We start from the raw sequence: 21233 nt of genomic DNA, 5'->3' as shown, positions 1-21233 counted from the left end.
TACAGTGATGGTCTTAGTGAATATCCTTCTTAAGCTTTAACTTATTTTCGCCGTAGTCTTTTAGAACATTCCCCTCTTCATCTACAATCTTAAGGGAATCTATGTTGGCTTTAAGAGACATCCTAACGGCTTGAATATATTCTTGTCTTAAAGCATCTTGTTCCTTTTTCTCCTGCGCGTTTAACCCGTCTGACTTGGCTTTCCGTGCCAATTCATTGATCCTCATAATCTTCTCAGGAGTAACCATACAGATTCATCTCCTCTCTAAAAGGTGTTTTTCCATTCTAACATATTGTCCCCTTAGAGTCTATTTCTGAACAGGGTGTGGAATGTGAATGACCTGACCGGGATAGATCATTCCATTGGAAATGCGATTCTCACTAGCTAGGATTCCAACCATCTCATGTACTGTTAATTGATGTTCTTCATTATATCGGTCTGCTAGCTTCCATAAGGAGTCCCCCGATTGAACGATAACGGTTTGATAGGGTAGGTCGTTGCTAGCATAAGCAGGCTTCATCCAGGTGATGCTCCCAATGAGCTGAAATAAGCTTGTCCCCAATAAAACCATCAATGTAAATCCGAATACCAATGCTCTCATCTATAGTCATCTCCTTTAATACGAACAAATGATCTTACTCATATCATAAACAGAACGAGTGTTCTTGTCAATGGTTTTACAGAACTTATGTTTGTATATTTGTGCGAACCTTGATATAATAGGAAAAAAGAAGGTTATGGTAAAAGCTAGGGGGAAACAGGATGAAACTATCTTCACGTCAGCATGCCATCCTTGACTTCATTAAGAAGGAAGTTAAGGATAAGGGGTACCCACCTTCCGTTCGGGAAATTGGAGAAGCCGTTGGACTGGCCTCAAGCTCAACTGTTCACGGACATTTAGCACGTTTAGAGAAAAAAGGGTTAATACGAAGAGACCCTACGAAGCCAAGGGCCATTGAAATTTTAGATGAGCTGGATTTTGTCGAAGAAGATGCAACCATTCCAACGGTAAGAATCCCCGTCGTCGGGAAAGTTACGGCTGGAGAACCGATTCTAGCAGTGGAAAATGTAGAAGAATATTTTGTGCTACCAGAACGTATGGTCGGACCTGACACGATCTACATGTTAAGGGTACAGGGGAACAGTATGATTGAGGCAGGAATTTTAGATGGAGACTATGTTATTGTGCGACAACAGTCTGTTGCTAATAATGGAGATATTGTAGTAGCCATGACAGAGGATGAAGAAGCTACAGTCAAGACGTTCTATAAGGAAAAGAACCACATCCGCCTACAACCGGAAAATCCTGATTTAGAGCCCATCCTTTTGCCTTCAGTTACCATCCTAGGAAAAGTCGTTGGCGTATTCAGGAATCTTCACTAGCATGTACGTAAGGGCTTCACCAACTATTTCGGTTGGATGAAGCCCTTTATTTGTAAGGGAGCGCCTCTACTGGGGTCCGCTGCATCAGCCTTACTGGCGAAATTGAAGGGGGTACCGGCAACCTTAGACGTTTCACCGGCAACTAGGACTGTCCTACCGGCGAGTTTGATAGAATACCGGCAAGCTGGCTTCAAAATCGCTATGGTGAGCTTAAGGGTTGGGGGTATATACATGAAATTTTAGCCTAACGGATCCTTTCCTGTACCTTCGTGAGTCTAATACCGGCGAATTTTGTATTTTACCGGCATCTTATCATGCTTTAGCAGCATTTAGGACTATTTACAGGCAATTCACGACTAAGAAGGTTCAAAATACACTGCAGGGTATAACGCCCCTCCACGGATGTGATAGAACTATACTTCCCTAAGCTGATATTTATCTTATTCCTGTATTCTTAGAGCTTTCTCTGCATATCCTGTATTAATAGAGGTGATGTTAGTGAATACTTCAAGCAAATTACTCTCTGCTGCACGAGAGATTGAAGACATCCTATATAATCCTGATGTCGATTCATCGATGAAAGATCTGTTAAAAGATACAGTCAACTTTTTACGTCTATATTCTGCAGAGTTAGATTTCAATGAACCTGAAACATTCGGCCCTAACGTAATACCTTTTAAACGTTGACCTTGTGGTTAGCGTTTTTGTTTTTTCTACCTAACGTAGGAATATCCTCCCCCTGAACCCATCGCTGGTTCAACTTATCTCCCTCACTTGCATTCAGTAAGATCAATCGTAAAGCTTCCTCTATGTTCCAGCAATATGATGGCTGTCCATCTGATATGTCCTCGATACAGTCACTGCATACCAAAGAAAAAACCCTCAACGCTCAGAGAGTGTCAAGGGTTTCTGTGATTAATAGTTAATGATATACTGATCTCTTTCCCAAGCATGGATCTGAGTACGGAACATATCCCACTCAATTTCCTTCGCTTCAATGAAGTGAAGGATAGCATGCTCACCTAATGCTTCGATCATGACAGGGTCATTCTTCAAGCACTCGATAGCTTCTTTTAAGCTTGCTGGAAGAGTTTCAATACCGGCTTCTTCCCTTTCAGCTTCATTCATAACGTAAATGTTACGATCGGTTCCTGCTGGGCAAGGTAATTGATTTTCGATACCATCAAGACCTGCAGCAAGCATTACAGCTAAAGCTAAGTAAGGGTTAGCCGCAGGGTCTGGATTACGAACTTCAATACGTGTACTCAATCCACGAGAAGACGGGATACGTACAAGCGGGCTACGATTCTTCGCAGACCATGCTACGTAGCATGGAGCCTCATAGCCAGGCACCAAGCGCTTGTATGAGTTAATTAACGGGTTAGTAATCGCAGAGAATCCACGAGAATGCTTCAAGATGCCAGCAAGATAGTGCTTAGCCGTTTCGCTCAAGCCTAACTCATCGCTCTCATCATAGAAGGAATTCTCTTTGCCCTTAAACAAAGATTGATGGCAGTGCATACCAGAACCATTAATACCGAAAAGTGGCTTAGGCATGAAGGTGGCATGCAATCCGTGCTGGCGCGCAACGGTCTTAACAACCAGCTTAAAAATCTGAATTTGGTCTGCTGCTTTAATCGCATTCGCATATTTAAAGTCAATCTCATGCTGCCCCGGTGCAACCTCGTGGTGAGAAGCTTCAATTTCAAACCCCATCTTCTCTAGGGTTAATACGATATCACGACGGCAGTTCTCGCCAAGATCAAGTGGAGCAAAATCAAAGTAACCGCCATTATCATTCAAATCAAGGGTAGGATCGCCTTTTTCATCTAAACGGAAAAGGAAGAACTCAGGTTCTGGGCCGACGTTCATCGCAGTAAAGCCAAGTGCTTCGGCTCTCTTAAGCTGACGCTTCAAAATTCCGCGAGGATCTCCAGGGAATGGAGTCACACCATCTGCAAGATAAACGTCACAAATGAGCATGGCAACCGTGCCGAAATCGCTTCCCCAAGGGAAAATAGTCCAAGTATCAAGGTCCGGATATAGATACATATCGGATTCTTCAATACGTACGAATCCTTCAATTGAAGAACCATCAAACATCATTTTATTATCAAGCGCTTTCTCCAATTGGCTTACAGGAATCTCTACATTCTTAATCATTCCCATTAAGTCAGTAAATCCTAGACGAATGTACTTTACATTGGACTCGTTAGCTAAACGCATAATGTCTTCTTTGGTATAACGCGTACTCATTGATAGACCTCCTCAAGTTCTCTCCACATAGTGTTTACATCTATACGATTTTCCATTAATGGAAAAATCTAGATAGTTCTCCTCGGTTCATCGGTGTTGCTCCACCAGGTCGATTCATCATCAGCTGCTGCTTAAGCAACTGTCTCAACTCGGTATCCGACATTTCCTTGCGCTTCTGTTCTGTTTTTTCCGTAATGACGTTCTCTTCCTTTGCTGCTTCCTTCTGATCCAAATTCAAGACTTGCTTGATGCCGGCAATATTCAGCCCCTTCTCAATGTAAGCCTTGATCGTTAAGAGGCGATCGACATCATTAAAGGAAAACAAGCGCTGATTTCCTTCCGTTCTGATCGGTTGGATTAAATCATTCGTTTCGTAGTAACGAATCTGTCTAGCCGTTAGATCTGTAAGCTTCATCACTATCCCAATGGGAAATAGGGCCATATTGCGGCGAATCTCATCACCCATCCGAACCACCCTTTACCGAAGCAAATTTTGTTTATATATACATTTTATACATGTTCCATAATTGTGTCAATGATTGTAACAATAACTGACACAAAAACAACTTATTTTGCTAGCCCAGGTGTAATAATCCTTTATCCACTAAACTATCAAGGGCAGTGAGTATGCCAACCTTAACATGCGAATAGGTTAATCCTCCTTGGACAAAGCCAAGATAAGGCTCTCGAAGGGGACCGTCAGCAGAAAGCTCAATGCTCGCACCCTGAATGAAGGCACCGGCGGCCATAATCACCTTATCTGCATAGCCAGGCATATCGCTGGGTTCTGGGCGAACGTGTGAATCCACGGGGGATGCTTTTTGAATCCCTTGGCAAAATGCAATAAGTCTCTCAGCGCTGCCGAATTCTACAGATTGAATAAGGTCGGTTCTTTCCTCATGCCATTTTGGATTCGTTCGAAACCCTAATCGTTCTAACATGCCGGCGGTAAAGGTAGCCCCTTTTAAGGCTTCGCCGACGACATGGGGGGCTAAGAAAAAGCCTTGATACATTTCGTGCAAGGAATAAAGGGAAGCCCCGCCTTCTGCACCGATCCCTGGTGCAGCCATGCGATAAGAAGCTAAAGTGACCAAGTCTTGTTTTCCCACTATATACCCGCCGGTTTTAGCTAGCCCACCTCCCGGATTTTTAATCAAAGAGCCTGCCATGATATCCACTCCTACTTGAGTAGGCTCTAAAGCTTCGGTAAACTCTCCGTAGCAATTATCGACAAAGACCATGACATCTGGCTTCTGTTCTTTCACGAAGCGGACCATCTCTCGGATCTGCTCCACGGGAAACGAGGGACGGTCAGCGTAACCTCGAGAGCGCTGAATACCAATGACCTTCGTTTTCTCGGATATCGATTGCGAGACCCTTTCATAATCAACCGTTCCTTCCGGTGTTAGCGGAATCGCCTGATAATCGATCCCATAATCTTTCAGGGAGCCTTGTCCATTCCCCCGAACACCAACCACTTCCTCGAGCGTATCATACGGTGTTCCGGTTATGTACATCAATTCATCTCCAGGTCGCAGAAGACCGAATAAGCAAATAGCAATCGCATGGGTTCCTGAGATGATTTGAGGCCGTACCAAGGCGGCTTCTCCGCCAAATACTTTGGCATAAATTCGCTCTAAGGTACTTCGCCCGACATCATCGTACCCATAGCCGGTTGAAGGAGCAAAGTGATAATCGCTTACTTCTTCTTCTTGGAAAGCCCGCAGAACCTTAAACTGATTGAAATCTGCCATCTTATTAATATCACGTACGCGGGCTTCGATCTGTGCTTCAACCTCTTCAACGAGAGGTTGAAACTTCTCGCCGTACTTTAACAACGTATACATACCTAACAGACTCCTTAGTTAACATAATATATCTTTCGTTCACTTGCGTTATTCTTGTTCAAAGTAAGGTTCTAGCTCTGAAAATAACCTTCCGTAATTCTCATCCGATAACCTTACCGCAAGTCTCCAGCCTTCTTCTTCCTCGTCTTTTTGGGTTACTTCGCCTACCCGGTGCAGCTTCGACATGATCATCGATTGATCATATGGTAGGAGCAGTCGATGAACTTTTACGTTTGAGAACAGTTTTTGTTCAATTTGATGTAAGAGTTCCTTCATTCCTTCACCGGTAACAGAGGACACGAGAACATCTCCCTCGCGCAAGTAAGGCTTTGTTTCTAATAGATCGGCCTTATTGTAAACTTTGATTACAGGGCGGTCGATTGCTCCAAGCTCTTTTAAGACATCTTCTACGGTTGTAATCTGTTCCTCCCGTTCAGAACTAGAGCTATCAATAACATGAAGAAGCAAATCAGATTGAATGGCCTCTTCTAAGGTGCTATGAAAAGCTTTCACCAGTTTATGGGGAAGGTTTTGAATAAAGCCTACGGTATCCGATAAGAGCCATTCCCAGCCGTTATCAAGCTCCATCTTCCGGGTCGTGATATCAAGCGTTTTAAACAGCTTGTTTTCGGCTTCTACTTGCTCTTCTTCGGCAGGATTCATATAAGCGTACATCGCGTTAAAGAGGGTAGACTTTCCTGCATTCGTGTAACCGACAAGAGAGACAACGGGAATACCGGCTTTCTTTCGTTGAGCGCGGTGCAATTCACGAGTTCGCTTGACTTCTTCAAGATGGCGAGAAATTTCATCAATTCTTCGGCGGATATGTCTTCGGTCCAGCTCCAGCTTTTGTTCACCGGCCCCTCTCGATCCAATCCCACCCCCTTGGCGGCTTAGCTCTTGCCCTCTTCCCGTCAAACGCGGGAGCTTGTAAGACAAACGAGCTAGTTCGACTTGGAGAATTCCCTCTCGACTCTTGGCCCGCATAGCAAAGATATCAATAATCAGGGTCGTACGGTCGATAATCTTAATGTCTAACACATTCTCCAGATTGCGAAGCTGAATCGGGGACAGCTCACCATCAAAAATGAGCAAGTCGGCTTCCAGCTCGTCAATGGCCGCGCGCAGCTCCTCAACCTTTCCTTTGCCCACGTAAGTGACATTATCTGGTCGCGTCCGCTTTTGGGTTAGCTGGGCAACAACATCAGCTCCTGCGGTATCTGCCAGATTCTCCAGTTCTTTTAATGAGGAATAAAAGTAATCGTCGGTCATATTCTGCAACTGTATGCCTACCAGAATAGCCCGTTCACGTGCTTGATTTTCCATATGGTACCTCCACTCCAGCATTGTTTATTCATTATAATGTTCTTTCGAAGTGGGTTCAACGTCAGAAAAAAAGAGAAGATAGCATTAGCTAGTCTTCCCTCTTAATCTGATTTTCTCTAGCTCCCGATGAGCAACAGTCAGGTCCTCTTCAGGAATGACCGTTTGTAATCGTCTGCTATCCCAGTATACATTGGGCGTTTCAATGCTTTTTAGATTTTGAGTGTCAAAGGTCTTAAAGGCCCAAATCAATTCTTTCAACTGCTCCTTGGATAAATCGGTTTCGACATGTTGGGCCATGGTGTCCATAACGTTAAAAATACGCATAAGCCCTTTCCACGTCGTTAACTCCTGAGCAATGGCTTTAATCGCTTCTTGCTGTCTTTTGTTTCGATCAAAATCACTGGAATAAAAGGCATGTCCCCGATCATCCTGGCGATGACGAACCCAATCGAGCGCTTCCTTCCCATTTAAGTGCTGAACGCCTGCCTTTAGATTAATGTTCGTATCATCCGTTGGGTCATGATAGAGCATATCTTTTTCCACGTCGACGGTAATTCCGCCTACCTCATCTACGATGGAAGTGAAGCTCGTAAAATCGACAAGGACGAAGTGGTCAATGGGAATCTCGAATAGGGAAGCAGCCATTTCTTTCGCTAGGGTTGGACCGTCTGTTTCCGGTGTTTGCTGATTTCGCTCCGCCTGCAGCCTCAGATGCTCACCGTAGTTATAGGCTTCATTCGCCTTAACTCGCTTATTCATTATCGGAAGCTTTACTTTTGTATCTCTCGGTATAGAGACCATCGAGACCTGACCCGACTGCGGATTGATCCCGGCCACAATCATCACATCGGTCAGATTCGTTCCTGTTTCCGGACGATGGTCCCGGCCCATGATGAGAACCGTAATCGGTTGGTTGGCAAGCTCAGGAAGGCTATCCTTTTGTGCAAATTGATCCATCGCTTGGTCCACCCGCCAAGCTGCATAGCCTGTCATCCCGGTTCCCGTAGCAAGGACAAGAACGAGAAGCAGCAGGAGTACTCTCCCTGCTCTATGTTTTCTCTGTTTTTGCCGTCTTCTTCGTTTCATTGGTTGGGAGGGATTGATGATTTTCATAAATTAACCATATCACATTCGACAAAATAACAGAAGAGGAATCTCGGATCACGTCGAAATTCCTCGGTGTAATTACCATAGGGCGGATGATTCACAGTTTAGATCATCTGCACCCAATGTGATTAATTCCTCTTTGCTGGGGTTTTCTTTTTGAATTAACCGGACGGCTTGATAGCGGATCGACTTTTCAATGATATTTCGAACATGCCTCGCGTTGCTAAAGGTCCTTTGTGGATTCGACATTTGTGTAGTTAAGTGTCTTCGCAGTTTTTGTCTAGCATAAGATGATAGTTGATACTCCCGTTCTTCTAACATGATCTCCGCTATTCCCATGAGTTCCTCGAGGTTATAATCGGGAAAATGTACCTGCACGGGAAATCGAGAAGGCAAACCAGGGTTTGAGGCTAAGAATTCATCCATTTCTCCTGAATAACCAGCAAGGATCAAAATGAAATCATTGCGATAATCCTCCAGACCTTTGACTAAACAGTCTATGGCTTCTCTCCCGAAGTCTTTATCTCCTCCGCGAGCTAATGAATACGCTTCATCGATAAAGAGGATCCCGCCCATTGCCTTTTTGATATGATCCCTTGTTTTCTGAGCTGTATGTCCAATGTATTCCCCTACTAAGTCTGCTCTTTCTACTTCTACGAGATGCCCCTTCGAGAGTACACCCATTTCTTTAAACAACTTGCCAATGATGCGAGCGACGGTGGTTTTCCCTGTTCCGGGATTCCCTTTAAAAATCATATGCAGGACTTGACCGTCTGCCTTCAAGCCCTGTTTTTTTCGGCATTGGTTGATAAATAACAAAGCATAGATTTCATAGATGAGGTCTTTGACCTCTTTCATTCCAACAAGACGATCTAGTTCCTTTGTAACCTGAACAAAGCGATCATGTGGTGCCGTGCCATATTCACCTTGATGGATCTTAGAAAAGGAATCCGATAAATTTTTCACTTTCTTGGATTCGTGATTAATGACCACATTGATTCGATGGGGCGCTTCATTTGGTAATACACGCCGTGTCACGTCTGTCACCTCTTTTCCCTTCGTACCTGCATCATATGCGAAAGAGCCCAAAGAGGTGAAAGGCAACAGAAAAGGCTTAATTGCTCCTCATCACAATCAAGCCTTAGGAATAGGGGGTACGGCATATTTTAGTTCAGGTACTTTCTTTTCCATTGTTATATAAAGCTTTTTTCTCACAGACCATAAAAGAGGCGATATAGTACAACGGTTCCCCTACTTCATTTTCAAGGACGGAAATGCTCAACCATTCGGGATAGATCCCTCCATCCTTGCGTCGGTCCCAAATCAAGCCACCCCAGTGTCCTTTATCAAGTAAGCTATTCCACATGTTCCTATAGTACTCATGATCATGCTCTCCAGATTGCAGCATGCGAGGGTTTTTCCCGATCACTTCCGCAGGTGTATACCCTGTTGCCTTCACGAACACGTTGTTTACCATAACGATATTAGAATCCTTATCGGTGACTACCACTCCTACATGCTCTTCGGTTTCCTCTAACCATTTCTTCAGTTGATCTGGACCAGAAATCGTAAGGCCGTGGGGACGACATAAGTCGGCAACTTCTTCGAGATAAGACCAAACCATAAAGCCCACTCCCTTCCTCTTAATAAGGAAGGGCATTTGTTGGATATCCTTCCTCATCTCTATTATATAATATCTGGTAATTATGGAATACAGTGTTCAAAATATCTCCAAAAATGACAAAGGATGAATTCCTTTGAACATCCAGTTACCTGGAGTCATTCTCAGTTTATATGAAAATCCCCTTAAGAGAAAAGCTAAAGAAGGAAATTTTAATTGGAGACGGTGCCCTGGAGGGCATGCCCACCTGGCCTGGGGTTTCGAGATAAAATGTCGTACCCTAAGTTATTTGGAATCGCACCAGGTACGTGAGCAAATCAGAAATTTCGTGTTCATAATCTGGTGGTGGGCATGGGATGATAATAAAAGTAGAACTACTAAAAAAGAAGCTTGAAATTGAAAACTCTATACCAAAGTTAGATTGCTCTTAGAAAAAGTAGACCGAAATCCACTCCCAACCTCAAAAAAACATAAAGAGGTCCTCCAGTTAATTGTAATTATTATCGATTAGGGAGCAAAACGCTCGGTTTTGTGATCAAAGTATGCTGGTTATTTGGAATTGTACCAGGTATGTGAGCAAACGGCATCCTTTTGTGAGCATCGGTCACCCTTCTGTGAGCAAAACCAAATTTTCGTGACCAAACGGATCCGGACGCCAGTTAAGGGGTTCGAGAACGGACAAGGATCATAAAAAATAGCCAAATTACTTAAAAAAGCAGCTTAAAAATCAGAGACTCTAACCCGAAGTTTAGATGCTCTTAGAAAAAGTAGTCCAAATTTACTCCAAACCTCGAAAAACCTTCGCGAGGTCTTGGAATCATTATCGGTTTGGTGCAAAACGCTCGGTTTCGTGATCAAATGGCATGAGTAATTTGGAATGGTACCAGGTACGTGAGCATATCAGATTTTTTGTGAGCATCTGCCCAAAATAAGTTTCAAGGTCGGCTCCCCGGCTCAATTGGGTGTTTGTATGGCGATAAGCTCCTCCTTTTCGTCTTGAAATGAGGGACTTATTGAAAAAGGGCACCCACTTGGGATGCCCTTTGACTATTCCTATTCACCTAATGCTTCGTTTTTGATGGTTTCCGTAAGAGCAGCTAGTGCTTCCTCAGCATCGACACCCTCTGCAGAGATCTTGACTTCTCCGCCTTGCTGCACGCCTAGGGACATAACAGCCATGATGGATTTCAGGTTAATACTCTTGTTTTTGTATTCCAGCTTAATGTCGGAAGTGAACTTAGTGGCTGTTTGGACAAGAGCGGTTGCTGGTCTTGCATGAATTCCTGCTTCGCTTGTAATGGTAAAGGTTTTTTCTGTCATGTAAATAATCCTCCTATTCAACTATCTTTCTTTTTAAGATGTTAAGCATTAAAGCGGTCACCACAGTACCCGCGACAATGGCTACGAGGTACATTCCTACATTCCCCACTACGGGTAGAACAAACAATCCACCGTGAGGGGCAGGCAGGGTGGCTCCGAATAGCATGGATAAGGCACCTGCCACAGCAGATCCAACCACGATGGAAGGAATGACACGGGTAGGATCCGCCGCTGCGAAAGGAATCGCTCCTTCTGTAATAAAGGAAGCCCCAAGCACATAGGCCGTTTTTCCAGCTTGACGTTCTTCAGAAGTAAACTTGTTCTTAAACAATGTGGTTGCTAAGGCCAATCCTAATGGAGGCGTCATCCCCGCAGCCATAATGGCCGCATGAGGCATATAATTCCCATCTGCAATCATCGCAATACCAAAGGTGAACGCTGCTTTATTCAATGGACCGCCCATATCAAAGGCCATCATCGCTCCTAATACAACACCCAAGATGACGGCATTGGCCGTTCCCATGCCTTGCAGCCAATTGCTAAGGCCTGCGTTCATAGCAGCCACGGGTTCGGAAATGATGTAGATCATCGCGAGGCCGGTGAGCAGAATGCCTAATAGCGGATAGAGTAGCATAGGTTTTAGGCCTTCAAGTGTTGCTGGCATTCCAGCTAGAGCCTTCCTTAACGCGACCACGATATACCCGGCAAGAAAACCGGCAATAATCCCTCCTAAGAATCCTGCACCTGTTGTCGAGGCGAGCATTCCTCCTACCATACCTGGGGCTAGGCCTGGACGGTCAGCGATACTCATGGCAATAAAGCCAGCTAGAATGGGAACCATTAGTCCAAAGGCTGTACCGCCGCCAATATCCATCAAGACTTTCGCAAAAGGATGGAAAGAAGGGTCTTCTGGATCGAATGCTTTAATACCGAACATGAAGCTCAGGGCGATAATTATCCCTCCACCTACAACAAACGGGAGCATATTCGATACCCCATTCATCAGGTGGCGATAGAAGGCGTTCTGCTTTCCTTTTTGTTCTGCTTTAGCTTCAACTACCTTATTCGTATAGCCTGCACCGCCTTCATACACGCCTCCATCTTGCTTCACCGCTTTGGTGATCAACTCTTCCGTGTTGCGGATCGCGTGGGCTACAGGAACTTCAATCACCACTTTTCCTTTGAACCGGTCCATCTCTACTTGCTTGTCCGCCGCTACAATAATGGCTGTGGCGTCGGCGATATCCTCATCGGTAAGACGATTCTTTACTCCTTCGGAACCATTGGTCTCCACTTTAATGGCAACGCCCATTTGGGCTGCTTTCTTTTTCAAGGCATCAGCAGCCATATATGTGTGAGCAATTCCTGTCGGACACGCGGTCACGGCTAGGACCTTGGATTCCTTCGTTGGAGTTGCCTCTTCCTCTTGGGTTTCATCTTGATCCAATTCTCTTTCTTTTGAAGCAATGGCTTCTAGAATCTCTCTTTTGCTCATTGCCGCCCGCAATTGATCGCGAAGATCTTCGTCCATGAGAAGCTGCGACAGTCGAGCCAAGGTTTGCAAGTGAGCTTGGTTAGCATCTTCTGTTGCGGCAATCATAAAAAACAAATGGGCTTTTTGACCATCCAGCGAATCAAAATCGATTCCGTCTTTAGAAAAGCCATAGGCGATACTCGGTGTTTTCACCGCAGCGGTTTTAGCATGGGGGATCGCAATCCCTTCTCCAATCCCCGTAGAGGCATGGGATTCTCTGGCCATAATAGCTTCTTTCATCTTGACCTTATCCGTCAATCGTCCCGCTCGATCCAACTGATTGATAAGTTCATCCAAAACCTCTTGCTTGGTTTTGGCGGTAAGAGACAAGACCATAGTCTCTTCCTTGAGCAAATCGGTAATCTTCATGACGTAACACCCCTCTTATCAAATAAGATTAATGGTAATGGATGGTATAAAGGCATGTATTTTTTCCGGTGTACAAAAACCCTGGGAAAGAGCCGTTGTACTGCCGGCGGCTACCGCATAGCGGAACGCTTCTTTGATCTCGAAATCTTTTACATAAGCATAGAGAAAACCAGCTACCATGGAATCTCCTGCGCCGATGGAATTCACGGGGCGAGTAGGAGGGATCTCGGCAACATAGGCTACTTCTTGATTAATAAATACCGCCCCTTTACCGGCCAGGGAGACAATCACGTTCTGAGCTCCCCGATTGACCGCCTCTCGCCCATAGTGAACCGCTTGTTCGGGTGTCTCTATTGTCGTTGCAAATAACTCCCCTAACTCATGGTGGTTGGGTTTTATTAAGAAGGGTCGGCTGGCCAAACTTTGCTCAAGCGCTTTTCCTTTGGCATCTAGAAACACGCGTACCCCTTTGCCTTTGACCTCATGCATTATCATTTGATAGATGTCTGGCGGCAGGCTGGCAGGGACGCTTCCTGCTAAAACTAGAAAATCAGCATGATCTAACGTTCTGATCTGGTCCATAAGCTGGTCCATAGCTTCGGAAGATATGATAGGAGAGATTCCTGTAAATTCCGTTTCCGTTGCTGCTTTCATTTTCACATTAATTCTCGAATCCCCTGAAACAGCAATAAATTGGTGTGAAATACCTAGAGTCTCCACTTGTTGTTGAATAAAGGCACCAGTAAATCCTCCGATAAAACCTAAAGCCATGCTATCCATCCCAAGCACGTTTAGCACCTTGGAGACATTAATTCCTTTTCCTCCGGCATCTTTCCATTCCTCGGTTACGGGATTAATCACGCCTTCAGAAAACGAGTGAAGGCGAATATGATAATCAATAGAGGGATTAAGCGTTAAAGTATAAATCATGATTTCACCACTTGTAGTTGAGTTAGTTTCCCATATTTTGTCCGTTCATCCTCATCTAATCCATCATTTGTGATGATTGTGACTTGATCTAAGTCGGCTACCTTGGCGAATGAAACTTGGGAAAATTTATTGGAATCGCACACGACAAACTTCTCATCGGAATAGTGAAGGGCTAACTGCTTGATATAAGCTTCATCCGGATCAGGAGTGGTTAGGCCGTACTTATCGTGCACTGAGTTCATCCCGAGAAAGCATTTATCAAATCGGTATTGACCAATACCACGGATCGCCTCGGGCCCTACTAATGCCAACGTTCCGGGCTTAAGCTCTCCTCCTAGCAAAAACGTGCGAATGTTACGTTTGAGAAGCTCTACGCCAATTTGAATGGAATTGGTCACCACAGCGATGCTTTCATGCAAGTACGGTACCATCTGATAGGTCGTGGTTCCTGCATCGAGATAGATCGTATCGCCTTCTTGAACCAATCCTGCAGCAAATCGGGCAATGGCTACCTTTTCCTGTTCATGGCGAATGACTTTTTCTTGAATGCTAGGTTCCTCTAGTTTCCGATGAAGGATGGAAGCGCCTCCATGAACTCGCTTTAAGATTTTCTTTTCTTCCAATTCACTTAGGTCTCGCCGAATGGTAGATTCTGAAGCACCAGTCAAGTCCACTAGCTCTTGTAGTCTAACGACATCTTTGGTCTTCAAAAGATGGATAATCATTTGATGACGTTCAGGAGTTAACACGTTCTCTTTTACGCTCCTTCCTAAACAATCAATGACTGTTTGTGATTGATTGATCTCATAATATCTAAAAAAACAATAAATATCAATCATTATTTTCTATATTCAACCACATTCATTCAAAACAAGTCATTTTTTGTTCAATTTCTGTCATTGAAAGCTGTTACTTTTCCCCTATTTTTCCTCATTTGTATTGACTTAGCCAATGGCGCAATGTAATATATTATTCATACAACTCTGAACTTTCGTTTGGAGTTCATATCTTTATTCTAGGAGGCGATGAAATATGGATGGAAGAGCGTTATTATTTGTTGGCCCCGACGGATCCGGACGTTTTACATTGGCTGAGGCCATGGGTATTACCTTTCAAATCCCTAGAGTCGTCTCTTATACGACACGCCCCAAGCGCGGGAAGGAAACCCATGGGAAGGAATATTATTTTGTTTCCCCGGAGGAATTTATTCAGCTCGAGAATAACCTGGAATTCATTGAGGTCGTACAAGCAGATGGTTACCGTTATGGGATTAAGCGATCCGACTGCGAGCGGCTGCTTAATGAAGCGGGCAGTTTTTTTGCCATTCTAAGCCCCGAGGGCTGTGAGATCTTTAAGAACATTTTCTCTAAGCATCTGACTATCTTCGTTTATGCAGATAGAGACACGGTCATTGCACGCCAGCAAGAGCGCGGAGATGACGAAGCCACAATTCAACGCCACCTCAGCCACTACGAACAGATCATGGAATACCAGTCGAAGTGTGACATTGTCATCCCCAATTATGATTTAGCCAGCACGGCCCAGGAGCTGACCAATCGGATTGAACAATTCCTGGATCTCACGTACCATCCTGATAGCAAGTATTAAAGAAAAAGAAAAGACCGAAGATGAACGATTCACATCTTCGGTTTTTCTTTTTCTGTTTTTCGTTTTTTCATCCCGAACAACAACAAGGCCATAATAGGTGCCCCGATAATCCCTGACCAGACTGTGAATAGGATGACATATCCGCGGTGCTGAGACTGCTCCAGATAGGATGGTGCTCCCCAGAACAGAAGTGACCATTCCAGCATCTCAATCAAGACGAAGGAGATCAGTAAATACTTGATAAAAACCGCTTTCCCCACATGACTCTCCCCCAGCATCTATAGCAAGTTTTTCAGAGCCGCTAATTTATGAAGTTCGTTTCGATTCTTCATGCTTTTTACTTTTTTCTTTTCTCGGCAACGATCACACAAGAATCCAGCTATATCATCTTGTTGGATCCCCTTTTTAGGATCATCTTTGCCCCAGTACACGGCGTAGACTAATTCATCTACAGGCCCGCCGCATTCCAAGCATGGCTCACGGTTCTCCATCCTATCCCTTCCTTTCCCACTATTCCTGACAATGTGTACAAAAAAACGTTTTCCGGGAGGAAATTTCTTCTTTTTGTATGAACTGGCTACAACGAAAACAAGGTTCTCCCTCTCGATCATAGACTTTGCACTGGTCGTTATATCCACCGGTGAGACGATCCTCCTTGAACAGGGGATATTCCATATAGCCCCCCCAGCGTATCGCCTCCTGAAGTACAGTTGGTATTGATCGAGACAACTGCTCCATTTGAGTGTTCGTTAGGCTTTGGATAGCCTTATCAGGCAACAATCCTGCATGAAAACAGATTTCGTCACTATAGCAGTTTCCTATCCCTGAGATCCACGATTGATCCACCAATTTCATTTTTAGCTTGCCTCTTTTACCCTTGAATCTCTCCATTAATGCCTGCGCAGTAAAGGTTGGGGACAAGGGTTCTGGACCGAGTGCTGCGAAGCGTTCCTCGACTTCTGCCGAAGGAATCAAATGAAGGTAGCCTAAACGCAGCCCAATGAAATAAAGCTGATACTCCCCGAAGCTCAAGATCACCTGAAAGTTCCTCGAAGGCCGATCGGCTGGTGTTCCCCAGTACATCCATCCCCCGAGCATAAGATGCAGTAGCAAGACATAGTTATTATCTAAATGAAAAAGAAGGTGTTTGGCTCTCCTTGAAATAAAATCAACTCGCGAACCTGTTACATGGTGAATAAAAAAGTCCACCGTAGTGTTCACCGATTTTTCTCTGTTGATCTCCACTTTGGTAATCGTCTTACCTGCCATTTTCTCGGTCAGGAGGGTGCGATAGGTCTCCATTTCCGGTAATTCGGGCATAAAACAACCCTCCTTAAGAGACGTTCTTCTATTCGTATCTCCCGGAGGGGTCGTTTTCATGCATTCATTAAGTTCTGTACAAATAAAGGACAAAGATCAAGACGGAAAGAATGGTCGTTATGCCATAAATGACGGTAAGCCTTTTTACATTGGCCTTACTCTTCGCGTCGTATTTTTTTTCACCAGGCTTCGTTGCCACCCAGAGAGTCCCTACTAATGAAGCTATGATGCAAACGATGATAATTGAAATCAGTACAGCATTCATCTCCGTCAACCCCTCTCATTTCTTCTATCTCTACTATAACCAACGTTTCAATAGATGAATGTGACGTGTGTCACAGGAAACAATATCTAACCCTTGCCTACCTTAATCCAGGGCCGCTCTTCGTGCCAATCCACTACCAGCGGAACCTGAAAGGCCGAGCTCAATCGTTGCGCTGTAAGTACCTCTTCTTTGGCGCCGACAGCCACTAGTTCCCCGTTGTCTATTAGCGCAACATGAGTGAAGAGGGGCATTACTTCTTCAATATGATGGGTAACATAGATCATCTGAATCCGCTGTTGTTCTCCCATCTCTTGAATATTGGACAGGAGATGCTCGCGTTCCCATAAGTCCAAACCGGCACATGGCTCATCAAGAATAAGAAGAGTCGGATCACTCATCAAGGCGCGAGCCAGCATCATCCGCTTCCGCTCTCCCTGGGATAAACTAGCCAATGGCTGACTTTGCAAATGGGAAAGACGAACAAGCTCTAGCATTTCTTTTGCTTTCTCTTCCACCGCTGGTGGTATCGGCTCATAGAATCGCAAGAAACCAAACGCGCCTGTTGCCACCACTTCAAGAACAGGATCACGCAAGGTCAACTTCTCCAAAAGGGTTTGGCTAATATAGCCAATTTTTTTTCGAGCTTCGCGTACATCGCATTCCGTATAACGGTATCCATTGACCTCTATTCGACCTTTGGACGGAAACTGATATCCCGCAATTAATTCCAGCAGGGTCGTCTTGCCTGATCCGTTTTTTCCTAAAATAATCCACTGCTCACCAGGTTGCATCTCGAGCGATATGTTACGAAGAATCGGCCTATTCTCACGAATAAAATCTACATGCTCTAGTTTAATCATGGTTCCCTCACCCGTAATAGATTAATTAACTTCTGAAAATAATCGACTGCATAAAGCATACGAACACCGTACCAGCTAAATAACTCTCCGTCAACCAGCATCGTTTTCAATCCCGGTAAACGTTCTTCAAGCTCTCGTTGATGAGTTTCCTCAAATGGAAAAGGCTCAGATGAAAGAAGCAAGACCTCAGGTGCATTTTCTTGAATCTGTTCCCATTCCACAATCGGGTAACGTCCGTCCAACTCTTTGAAGACATTCTCAAAACCACAATAGGACAACATCGCATCAATATACGTAGATTGGCCTGCTGCCATGTAAGGCTTGCGCCAAATCAAATAACCAACTCGAGCGGCACCTTTTTGAATTTGCTGAAAGGCTTGATCAATGGTAGTGGCTAAGCGATCACCGTCCGTCGATCTCCCTGTCACTTGTCCTAAATCTCGAATCATCTGCAAGGCCTGTTCATAGGTTTCCACATTCACGACGTAAACGGGAAAATCACGGGCTAAGTCCTCAACCATATCTTTAGGGTTTTCTTCTTTTTCAGCAATGATCAGATCGGGCTTCAACTGCTCAATGATCTCACGCTTCACTTGTTTCGTTCCCCCTACCTTGGTGCAAGAAGCCACCTGCTCTGCGGGATGAATACAAAACTGGGTGCGACCTACCATGGATGACCCTAACCCGAGAGCATATAAGGTTTCCGTAATAGATGGACACAAAGAAATAATCCGCTGAGGAACACTCGGAATCAAAAGTTCGCGGCCTACATGGTCGACATAGACATTTGTCATAATAGGAACTCACCTCCTATCCACCTTAACATATGTTTCCATACAGAAAAAGACCGGGAAGCCCGGTCTTTTAAATAATATTGCGGTATTGAAGGTACGAAATCACCTTTTCCACACTTTCTTCTAAGCTTAATAGATCCGTTTCGACCACCAACTCAGGCTCTAACGGCTCCTCATAAGGGGAAGAAATGCCTGTAAAGTTAGGGATTTCACCTTTGCGGGCTTTGGCATATAAGCCTTTCGGATCACGGTTTTCACATTCATCCAACGAACATTTTACATAAACCTCAATAAACTCTCCTGGTGCCAAGAGGTCACGGGCCACTTGACGATCTTCGCGGAACGGTGAGATAAAGGCCGTTACCGAAATCAGGCCAGCATCGACAAAAAGCTTGGACACTTCCGCGATCCGACGGATATTCTCCGTCCGATCGGCTGCACTAAATCCTAGATCTTTATTTAATCCGTGACGTACGTTATCTCCATCTAAGATATACGTCCGCTTGTTGAGTTCATATAGGCGCTTTTCAACCGCATTCGCTAGCGTGGATTTACCGGCACCCGATAATCCTGTAAACCAGAGAACACAACTTTTATGCCCATTTAATGTCTGACGATCATCTTTTGTCACGGTCGCAGAATGCCAGACGATATTCGTTGCTGCTTGATTCGCCATCATTACCCCTCTTTTCTATGTGTAAGATTCAACGCGCATACCGCGGATTAAGACTTCAACTACTTCTTTGCGGCTAAATTCCACTGGAGGAATTTCACCCTTGCTTAACATTTCTCTTACTTTCGTACCGGAAAGAATTAAACGGTCTTCTGCACCATGTGGGCATGTTTTCGTAGAAGCCATGTTGCCGCACTTCTTGCAATAGAAACTATGCTCAAAGAATAAGGGTTGGATGCCTAGCTCTTCTGCCGTGAAGTTGTTGAAAATTAGCTGAGCATCGTATGTTCCATAGTAGTTTCCTACTCCTGCATGGTCGCGTCCAACAATAAAGTGCGTGCAACCGTAGTTTTTACGAACCATCGCGTGGAAAATCGCTTCACGTGGTCCAGCGTATCTCATCGCTGCGGGGAACACCGCAAGGAATACACGTTCTTGTGGATAATAATTTTTCAGTAATACTTGGTAGCTCTCCATTCTTACATCTGCAGGAATGTCATCGGATTTGGTTTCGCCTACAAGTGGGTTTAGGAACAATCCATCCACGATTTCCATGGCTGCTTTTTGAATATATTCATGCGCACGGTGAACAGGATTACGGGTTTGGAAACCAACAACCGTCTTCCAGCCTTTTTCTTGGAATACCGCTCGGGTTTCTACAGGGTCGAGGTAGAACTCCTTAAATTGGTTAACCTCAGGGCGTTGTACCAATACGATGGAACCCCCAAGATAAACAGTAGGTCTTTCGAGAAGCTTTTTCACACCCGGGTGGGCTTCGTCGGTTGTACGATACACCTTCTCGGCTTCATTTAGCTTATTGGGGCGATAGATATCCTCTAACGTTAAGACCCCATACACGGATCCTTTGTGGACTAGCTTGACTTGGTCGCCTAGAGTCAAACGCCCTGCTTCTTCTTCACTCACTGGCAACGTGATCGGAACACTCCATACGTGCCCGCTGCTTAGTTTCATGGTTTCAACGACTGAGATATAGTCCTTCTCGGTCAAGAAGCCTGTAATCGGGCTATACGCACCGATAGCGATTAATTCAAGGTCAGATAGGGCAAAGCCATCTAGTTCTACTTCTTTTGTCACGGTAGAATAATCTAATTCCAAATCAATGCGATTTACTAAGGTTTCGCCATGTGGTTGACTTAAGCTCATAAGAAATACCTCCCGAATTGTTTTTAGATTTATGATAAATGCAAGCCGCACTCTGTTTTCTTAGAGTTAGCCCAACGACCTTCTCTTGAATCGCCGCCATCCGTAACCGGCAAGGTACAGGTTTCGCAGCCGATACTAGGGTAGCCTTGATCATGCAACACGTTGTAAGTGAGATCAAACAGTTTAATATAATTCCAAACATCCTCCCACTTCCAGTGGATGAGCGGACAGATTTTCAAGGACTCGAATTTTCGATCCTTGTTCACAAACTGTGTGTTTGCTCGAGTCGGCGACTGCTCTCTGCGCAATCCAGACAGCCAAGCACGTGATCCTTTTAAGGCTTTGTTCAACGGCTGAATCTTACGAATTTGACAGCAGAGATCGGGTTGTGTTTTCCATAGTTCATCTCCATGTTCCTTGGCCTGTTGCTCCAGCGTCAATTCCGGTTCTTGAAGTTCGATGCGAAGCTCAGGATATTTTTGCTTAACGCGATCAATGAGCTCATACGTTTCCTTGAAGTGCTTATTGGTATCTAAGAAAATAATTTTCGCATTCTTACGAACCTTATAAATTAAGTCGATCAAGACCATCCCTTCAGCCCCAAAGCTGCAAGCATAAACTAACTCGTCTTCAAAAGTCTGATACGCCCAGCGAAGAACATCTAAGGTATCTTTTGCAGCTAGTTCTGCATTAATCCGTTCATAATCCTCATCTTGCAAAGTATGGAACGAAATCGTTTCGGTACTCATCCCTTACCTCCTCCTTTATGTAGAGATATTGGTCTATTTATATAATCATATGCGAATAGTCGGGTTTAATTTGAAAGAAGTGAGAAGGAGAGAAACGTTCTCTCCTC

At 44.5% G+C, this 21233-nt stretch carries 24 protein-coding genes; 2 read left to right on the top strand and 22 right to left on the bottom strand.

From position 1 onward, the window contains the following. Positions 1-13: 13 nt before the first annotated feature. Positions 14-247, bottom strand: a complete 234-nt coding sequence (locus tag EIZ58_RS14240; protein ID WP_134701456.1) for a DUF896 domain-containing protein — start codon at positions 245-247, stop codon at positions 14-16. Between the two features lie 60 nt (positions 248-307). Then, positions 308-601 (bottom strand): cell division suppressor protein YneA, encoded by a 294-nt coding sequence (yneA, locus tag EIZ58_RS14235; protein ID WP_134701455.1) that lies wholly within the window; start codon positions 599-601, stop codon positions 308-310. Between the two features lie 161 nt (positions 602-762). Here yneA and lexA point away from each other — a divergent pair, with 161 nt between their 5' ends. After that, complete coding sequence (gene lexA, locus EIZ58_RS14230; RefSeq protein ID WP_134701454.1) at positions 763-1383, top strand: transcriptional repressor LexA; 621 nt, start codon at positions 763-765, stop codon at positions 1381-1383. Between the two features lie 915 nt (positions 1384-2298). Here the strand turns inward: lexA and glnA are convergent. The 11 genes from glnA to EIZ58_RS14175 form a co-directional block, all read right to left on the bottom strand. Then, positions 2299-3639, bottom strand: coding sequence for a type I glutamate--ammonia ligase (gene glnA / locus EIZ58_RS14225; RefSeq protein WP_134701453.1), 1341 nt, complete (start codon positions 3637-3639; stop codon positions 2299-2301). 55 nt (positions 3640-3694) lie between these two features. Next, positions 3695-4105, bottom strand: a complete 411-nt coding sequence (locus EIZ58_RS14220) for a MerR family transcriptional regulator (protein ID WP_134701452.1) — start codon at positions 4103-4105, stop codon at positions 3695-3697. 109 nt (positions 4106-4214) lie between these two features. Continuing rightward, positions 4215-5486 carry a methionine gamma-lyase family protein gene (locus EIZ58_RS14215; RefSeq protein WP_134701451.1) on the bottom strand — a complete coding sequence of 424 codons (1272 nt, stop codon included), beginning with the start codon at positions 5484-5486 and terminating at the stop codon, positions 4215-4217. A 48-nt stretch (positions 5487-5534) separates the two neighbouring features. Beyond that, a complete protein-coding gene (gene hflX, locus EIZ58_RS14210) occupies positions 5535-6812 on the bottom strand; it encodes a GTPase HflX (RefSeq protein ID WP_134701450.1) in 1278 nt (425 codons plus the stop codon). Positions 6813-6896: 84 nt separating this feature from the next. After that, complete coding sequence (locus tag EIZ58_RS14205; RefSeq protein ID WP_167577700.1) at positions 6897-7898, bottom strand: LCP family protein; 1002 nt, start codon at positions 7896-7898, stop codon at positions 6897-6899. A 99-nt stretch (positions 7899-7997) separates the two neighbouring features. Beyond that, on the bottom strand, positions 7998-8957 hold the full coding sequence (gene spoVK, locus EIZ58_RS14200) for a stage V sporulation protein K (RefSeq protein WP_134701448.1): 960 nt from the start codon (positions 8955-8957) through the stop codon (positions 7998-8000). Positions 8958-9090: 133 nt separating this feature from the next. Next, positions 9091-9543, bottom strand: coding sequence for a PAS domain-containing protein (locus EIZ58_RS14195; RefSeq protein ID WP_167577699.1), 453 nt, complete (start codon positions 9541-9543; stop codon positions 9091-9093). 1050 nt (positions 9544-10593) lie between these two features. Further along, a complete protein-coding gene (locus EIZ58_RS14190; protein WP_134701446.1) occupies positions 10594-10860 on the bottom strand; it encodes a phosphocarrier protein HPr in 267 nt (88 codons plus the stop codon). Positions 10861-10873: 13 nt separating this feature from the next. Beyond that, positions 10874-12763 (bottom strand): PTS fructose transporter subunit IIABC, encoded by a 1890-nt coding sequence (locus tag EIZ58_RS14185; protein WP_134701445.1) that lies wholly within the window; start codon positions 12761-12763, stop codon positions 10874-10876. 18 nt (positions 12764-12781) lie between these two features. Further along, positions 12782-13693: a 1-phosphofructokinase gene (gene pfkB, locus EIZ58_RS14180; protein WP_134701444.1), complete on the bottom strand. Its 912-nt coding sequence runs from the start codon at positions 13691-13693 to the stop codon at positions 12782-12784. Continuing rightward, positions 13690-14442, bottom strand: a complete 753-nt coding sequence (locus EIZ58_RS14175; RefSeq protein WP_134701443.1) for a DeoR/GlpR family DNA-binding transcription regulator — start codon at positions 14440-14442, stop codon at positions 13690-13692. The genes pfkB and EIZ58_RS14175 overlap by 4 nt, the downstream gene beginning before the upstream one ends. A 283-nt stretch (positions 14443-14725) precedes the next feature. Between EIZ58_RS14175 and EIZ58_RS14170 the strand changes: the two genes are divergently transcribed. After that, entirely contained in the window at positions 14726-15301 is a 576-nt protein-coding gene (locus EIZ58_RS14170) for a guanylate kinase (protein WP_134701442.1), read from the top strand. A gap of 29 nt (positions 15302-15330) precedes the next feature. On the opposite strand, the gene EIZ58_RS14165 is transcribed toward EIZ58_RS14170, so the two are convergent. The 9 genes from EIZ58_RS14165 to EIZ58_RS14125 form a co-directional block, all read right to left on the bottom strand. Then, a complete protein-coding gene (locus EIZ58_RS14165) occupies positions 15331-15561 on the bottom strand; it encodes a hypothetical protein (protein ID WP_134701441.1) in 231 nt (76 codons plus the stop codon). 18 nt (positions 15562-15579) lie between these two features. Then, a complete protein-coding gene (locus EIZ58_RS14160; RefSeq protein ID WP_134701440.1) occupies positions 15580-15792 on the bottom strand; it encodes a hypothetical protein in 213 nt (70 codons plus the stop codon). Between the two features lie 19 nt (positions 15793-15811). Beyond that, positions 15812-16621: a bifunctional DNA-formamidopyrimidine glycosylase/DNA-(apurinic or apyrimidinic site) lyase gene (gene mutM / locus EIZ58_RS14155; RefSeq protein WP_134701439.1), complete on the bottom strand. Its 810-nt coding sequence runs from the start codon at positions 16619-16621 to the stop codon at positions 15812-15814. Between the two features lie 67 nt (positions 16622-16688). Beyond that, positions 16689-16886, bottom strand: a complete 198-nt coding sequence (locus tag EIZ58_RS14150; RefSeq protein ID WP_134701438.1) for a hypothetical protein — start codon at positions 16884-16886, stop codon at positions 16689-16691. A gap of 86 nt (positions 16887-16972) precedes the next feature. Then, the gene (locus tag EIZ58_RS14145) at positions 16973-17746 is read right to left on the bottom strand and encodes an ABC transporter ATP-binding protein (RefSeq protein ID WP_134701437.1); all 774 of its coding nucleotides are present in this window, start codon (positions 17744-17746) and stop codon (positions 16973-16975) included. Continuing rightward, on the bottom strand, positions 17743-18540 hold the full coding sequence (locus EIZ58_RS14140) for an ABC transporter substrate-binding protein (protein WP_134701436.1): 798 nt from the start codon (positions 18538-18540) through the stop codon (positions 17743-17745). Before EIZ58_RS14140 ends, EIZ58_RS14145 begins: the two co-directional genes overlap by 4 nt. A 70-nt stretch (positions 18541-18610) precedes the next feature. After that, a complete protein-coding gene (gene cysC / locus EIZ58_RS14135) occupies positions 18611-19216 on the bottom strand; it encodes an adenylyl-sulfate kinase (protein WP_134701435.1) in 606 nt (201 codons plus the stop codon). Positions 19217-19231: 15 nt separating this feature from the next. Continuing rightward, on the bottom strand, positions 19232-20377 hold the full coding sequence (gene sat / locus EIZ58_RS14130) for a sulfate adenylyltransferase (RefSeq protein WP_134701434.1): 1146 nt from the start codon (positions 20375-20377) through the stop codon (positions 19232-19234). A 29-nt stretch (positions 20378-20406) separates the two neighbouring features. Then, positions 20407-21126: a phosphoadenylyl-sulfate reductase gene (locus EIZ58_RS14125; RefSeq protein WP_134701433.1), complete on the bottom strand. Its 720-nt coding sequence runs from the start codon at positions 21124-21126 to the stop codon at positions 20407-20409. Positions 21127-21233 lie beyond the last annotated feature (107 nt).

Source organism: Ammoniphilus sp. YIM 78166, assembly GCF_004522215.1.
Taxonomy (GTDB): Bacteria; Bacillota; Bacilli; order Aneurinibacillales; family RAOX-1; genus YIM-78166.
The sequence above is the reverse complement of the archived record's forward strand: the minus strand, read 5'-3'. Positions and strand labels throughout refer to the sequence as shown.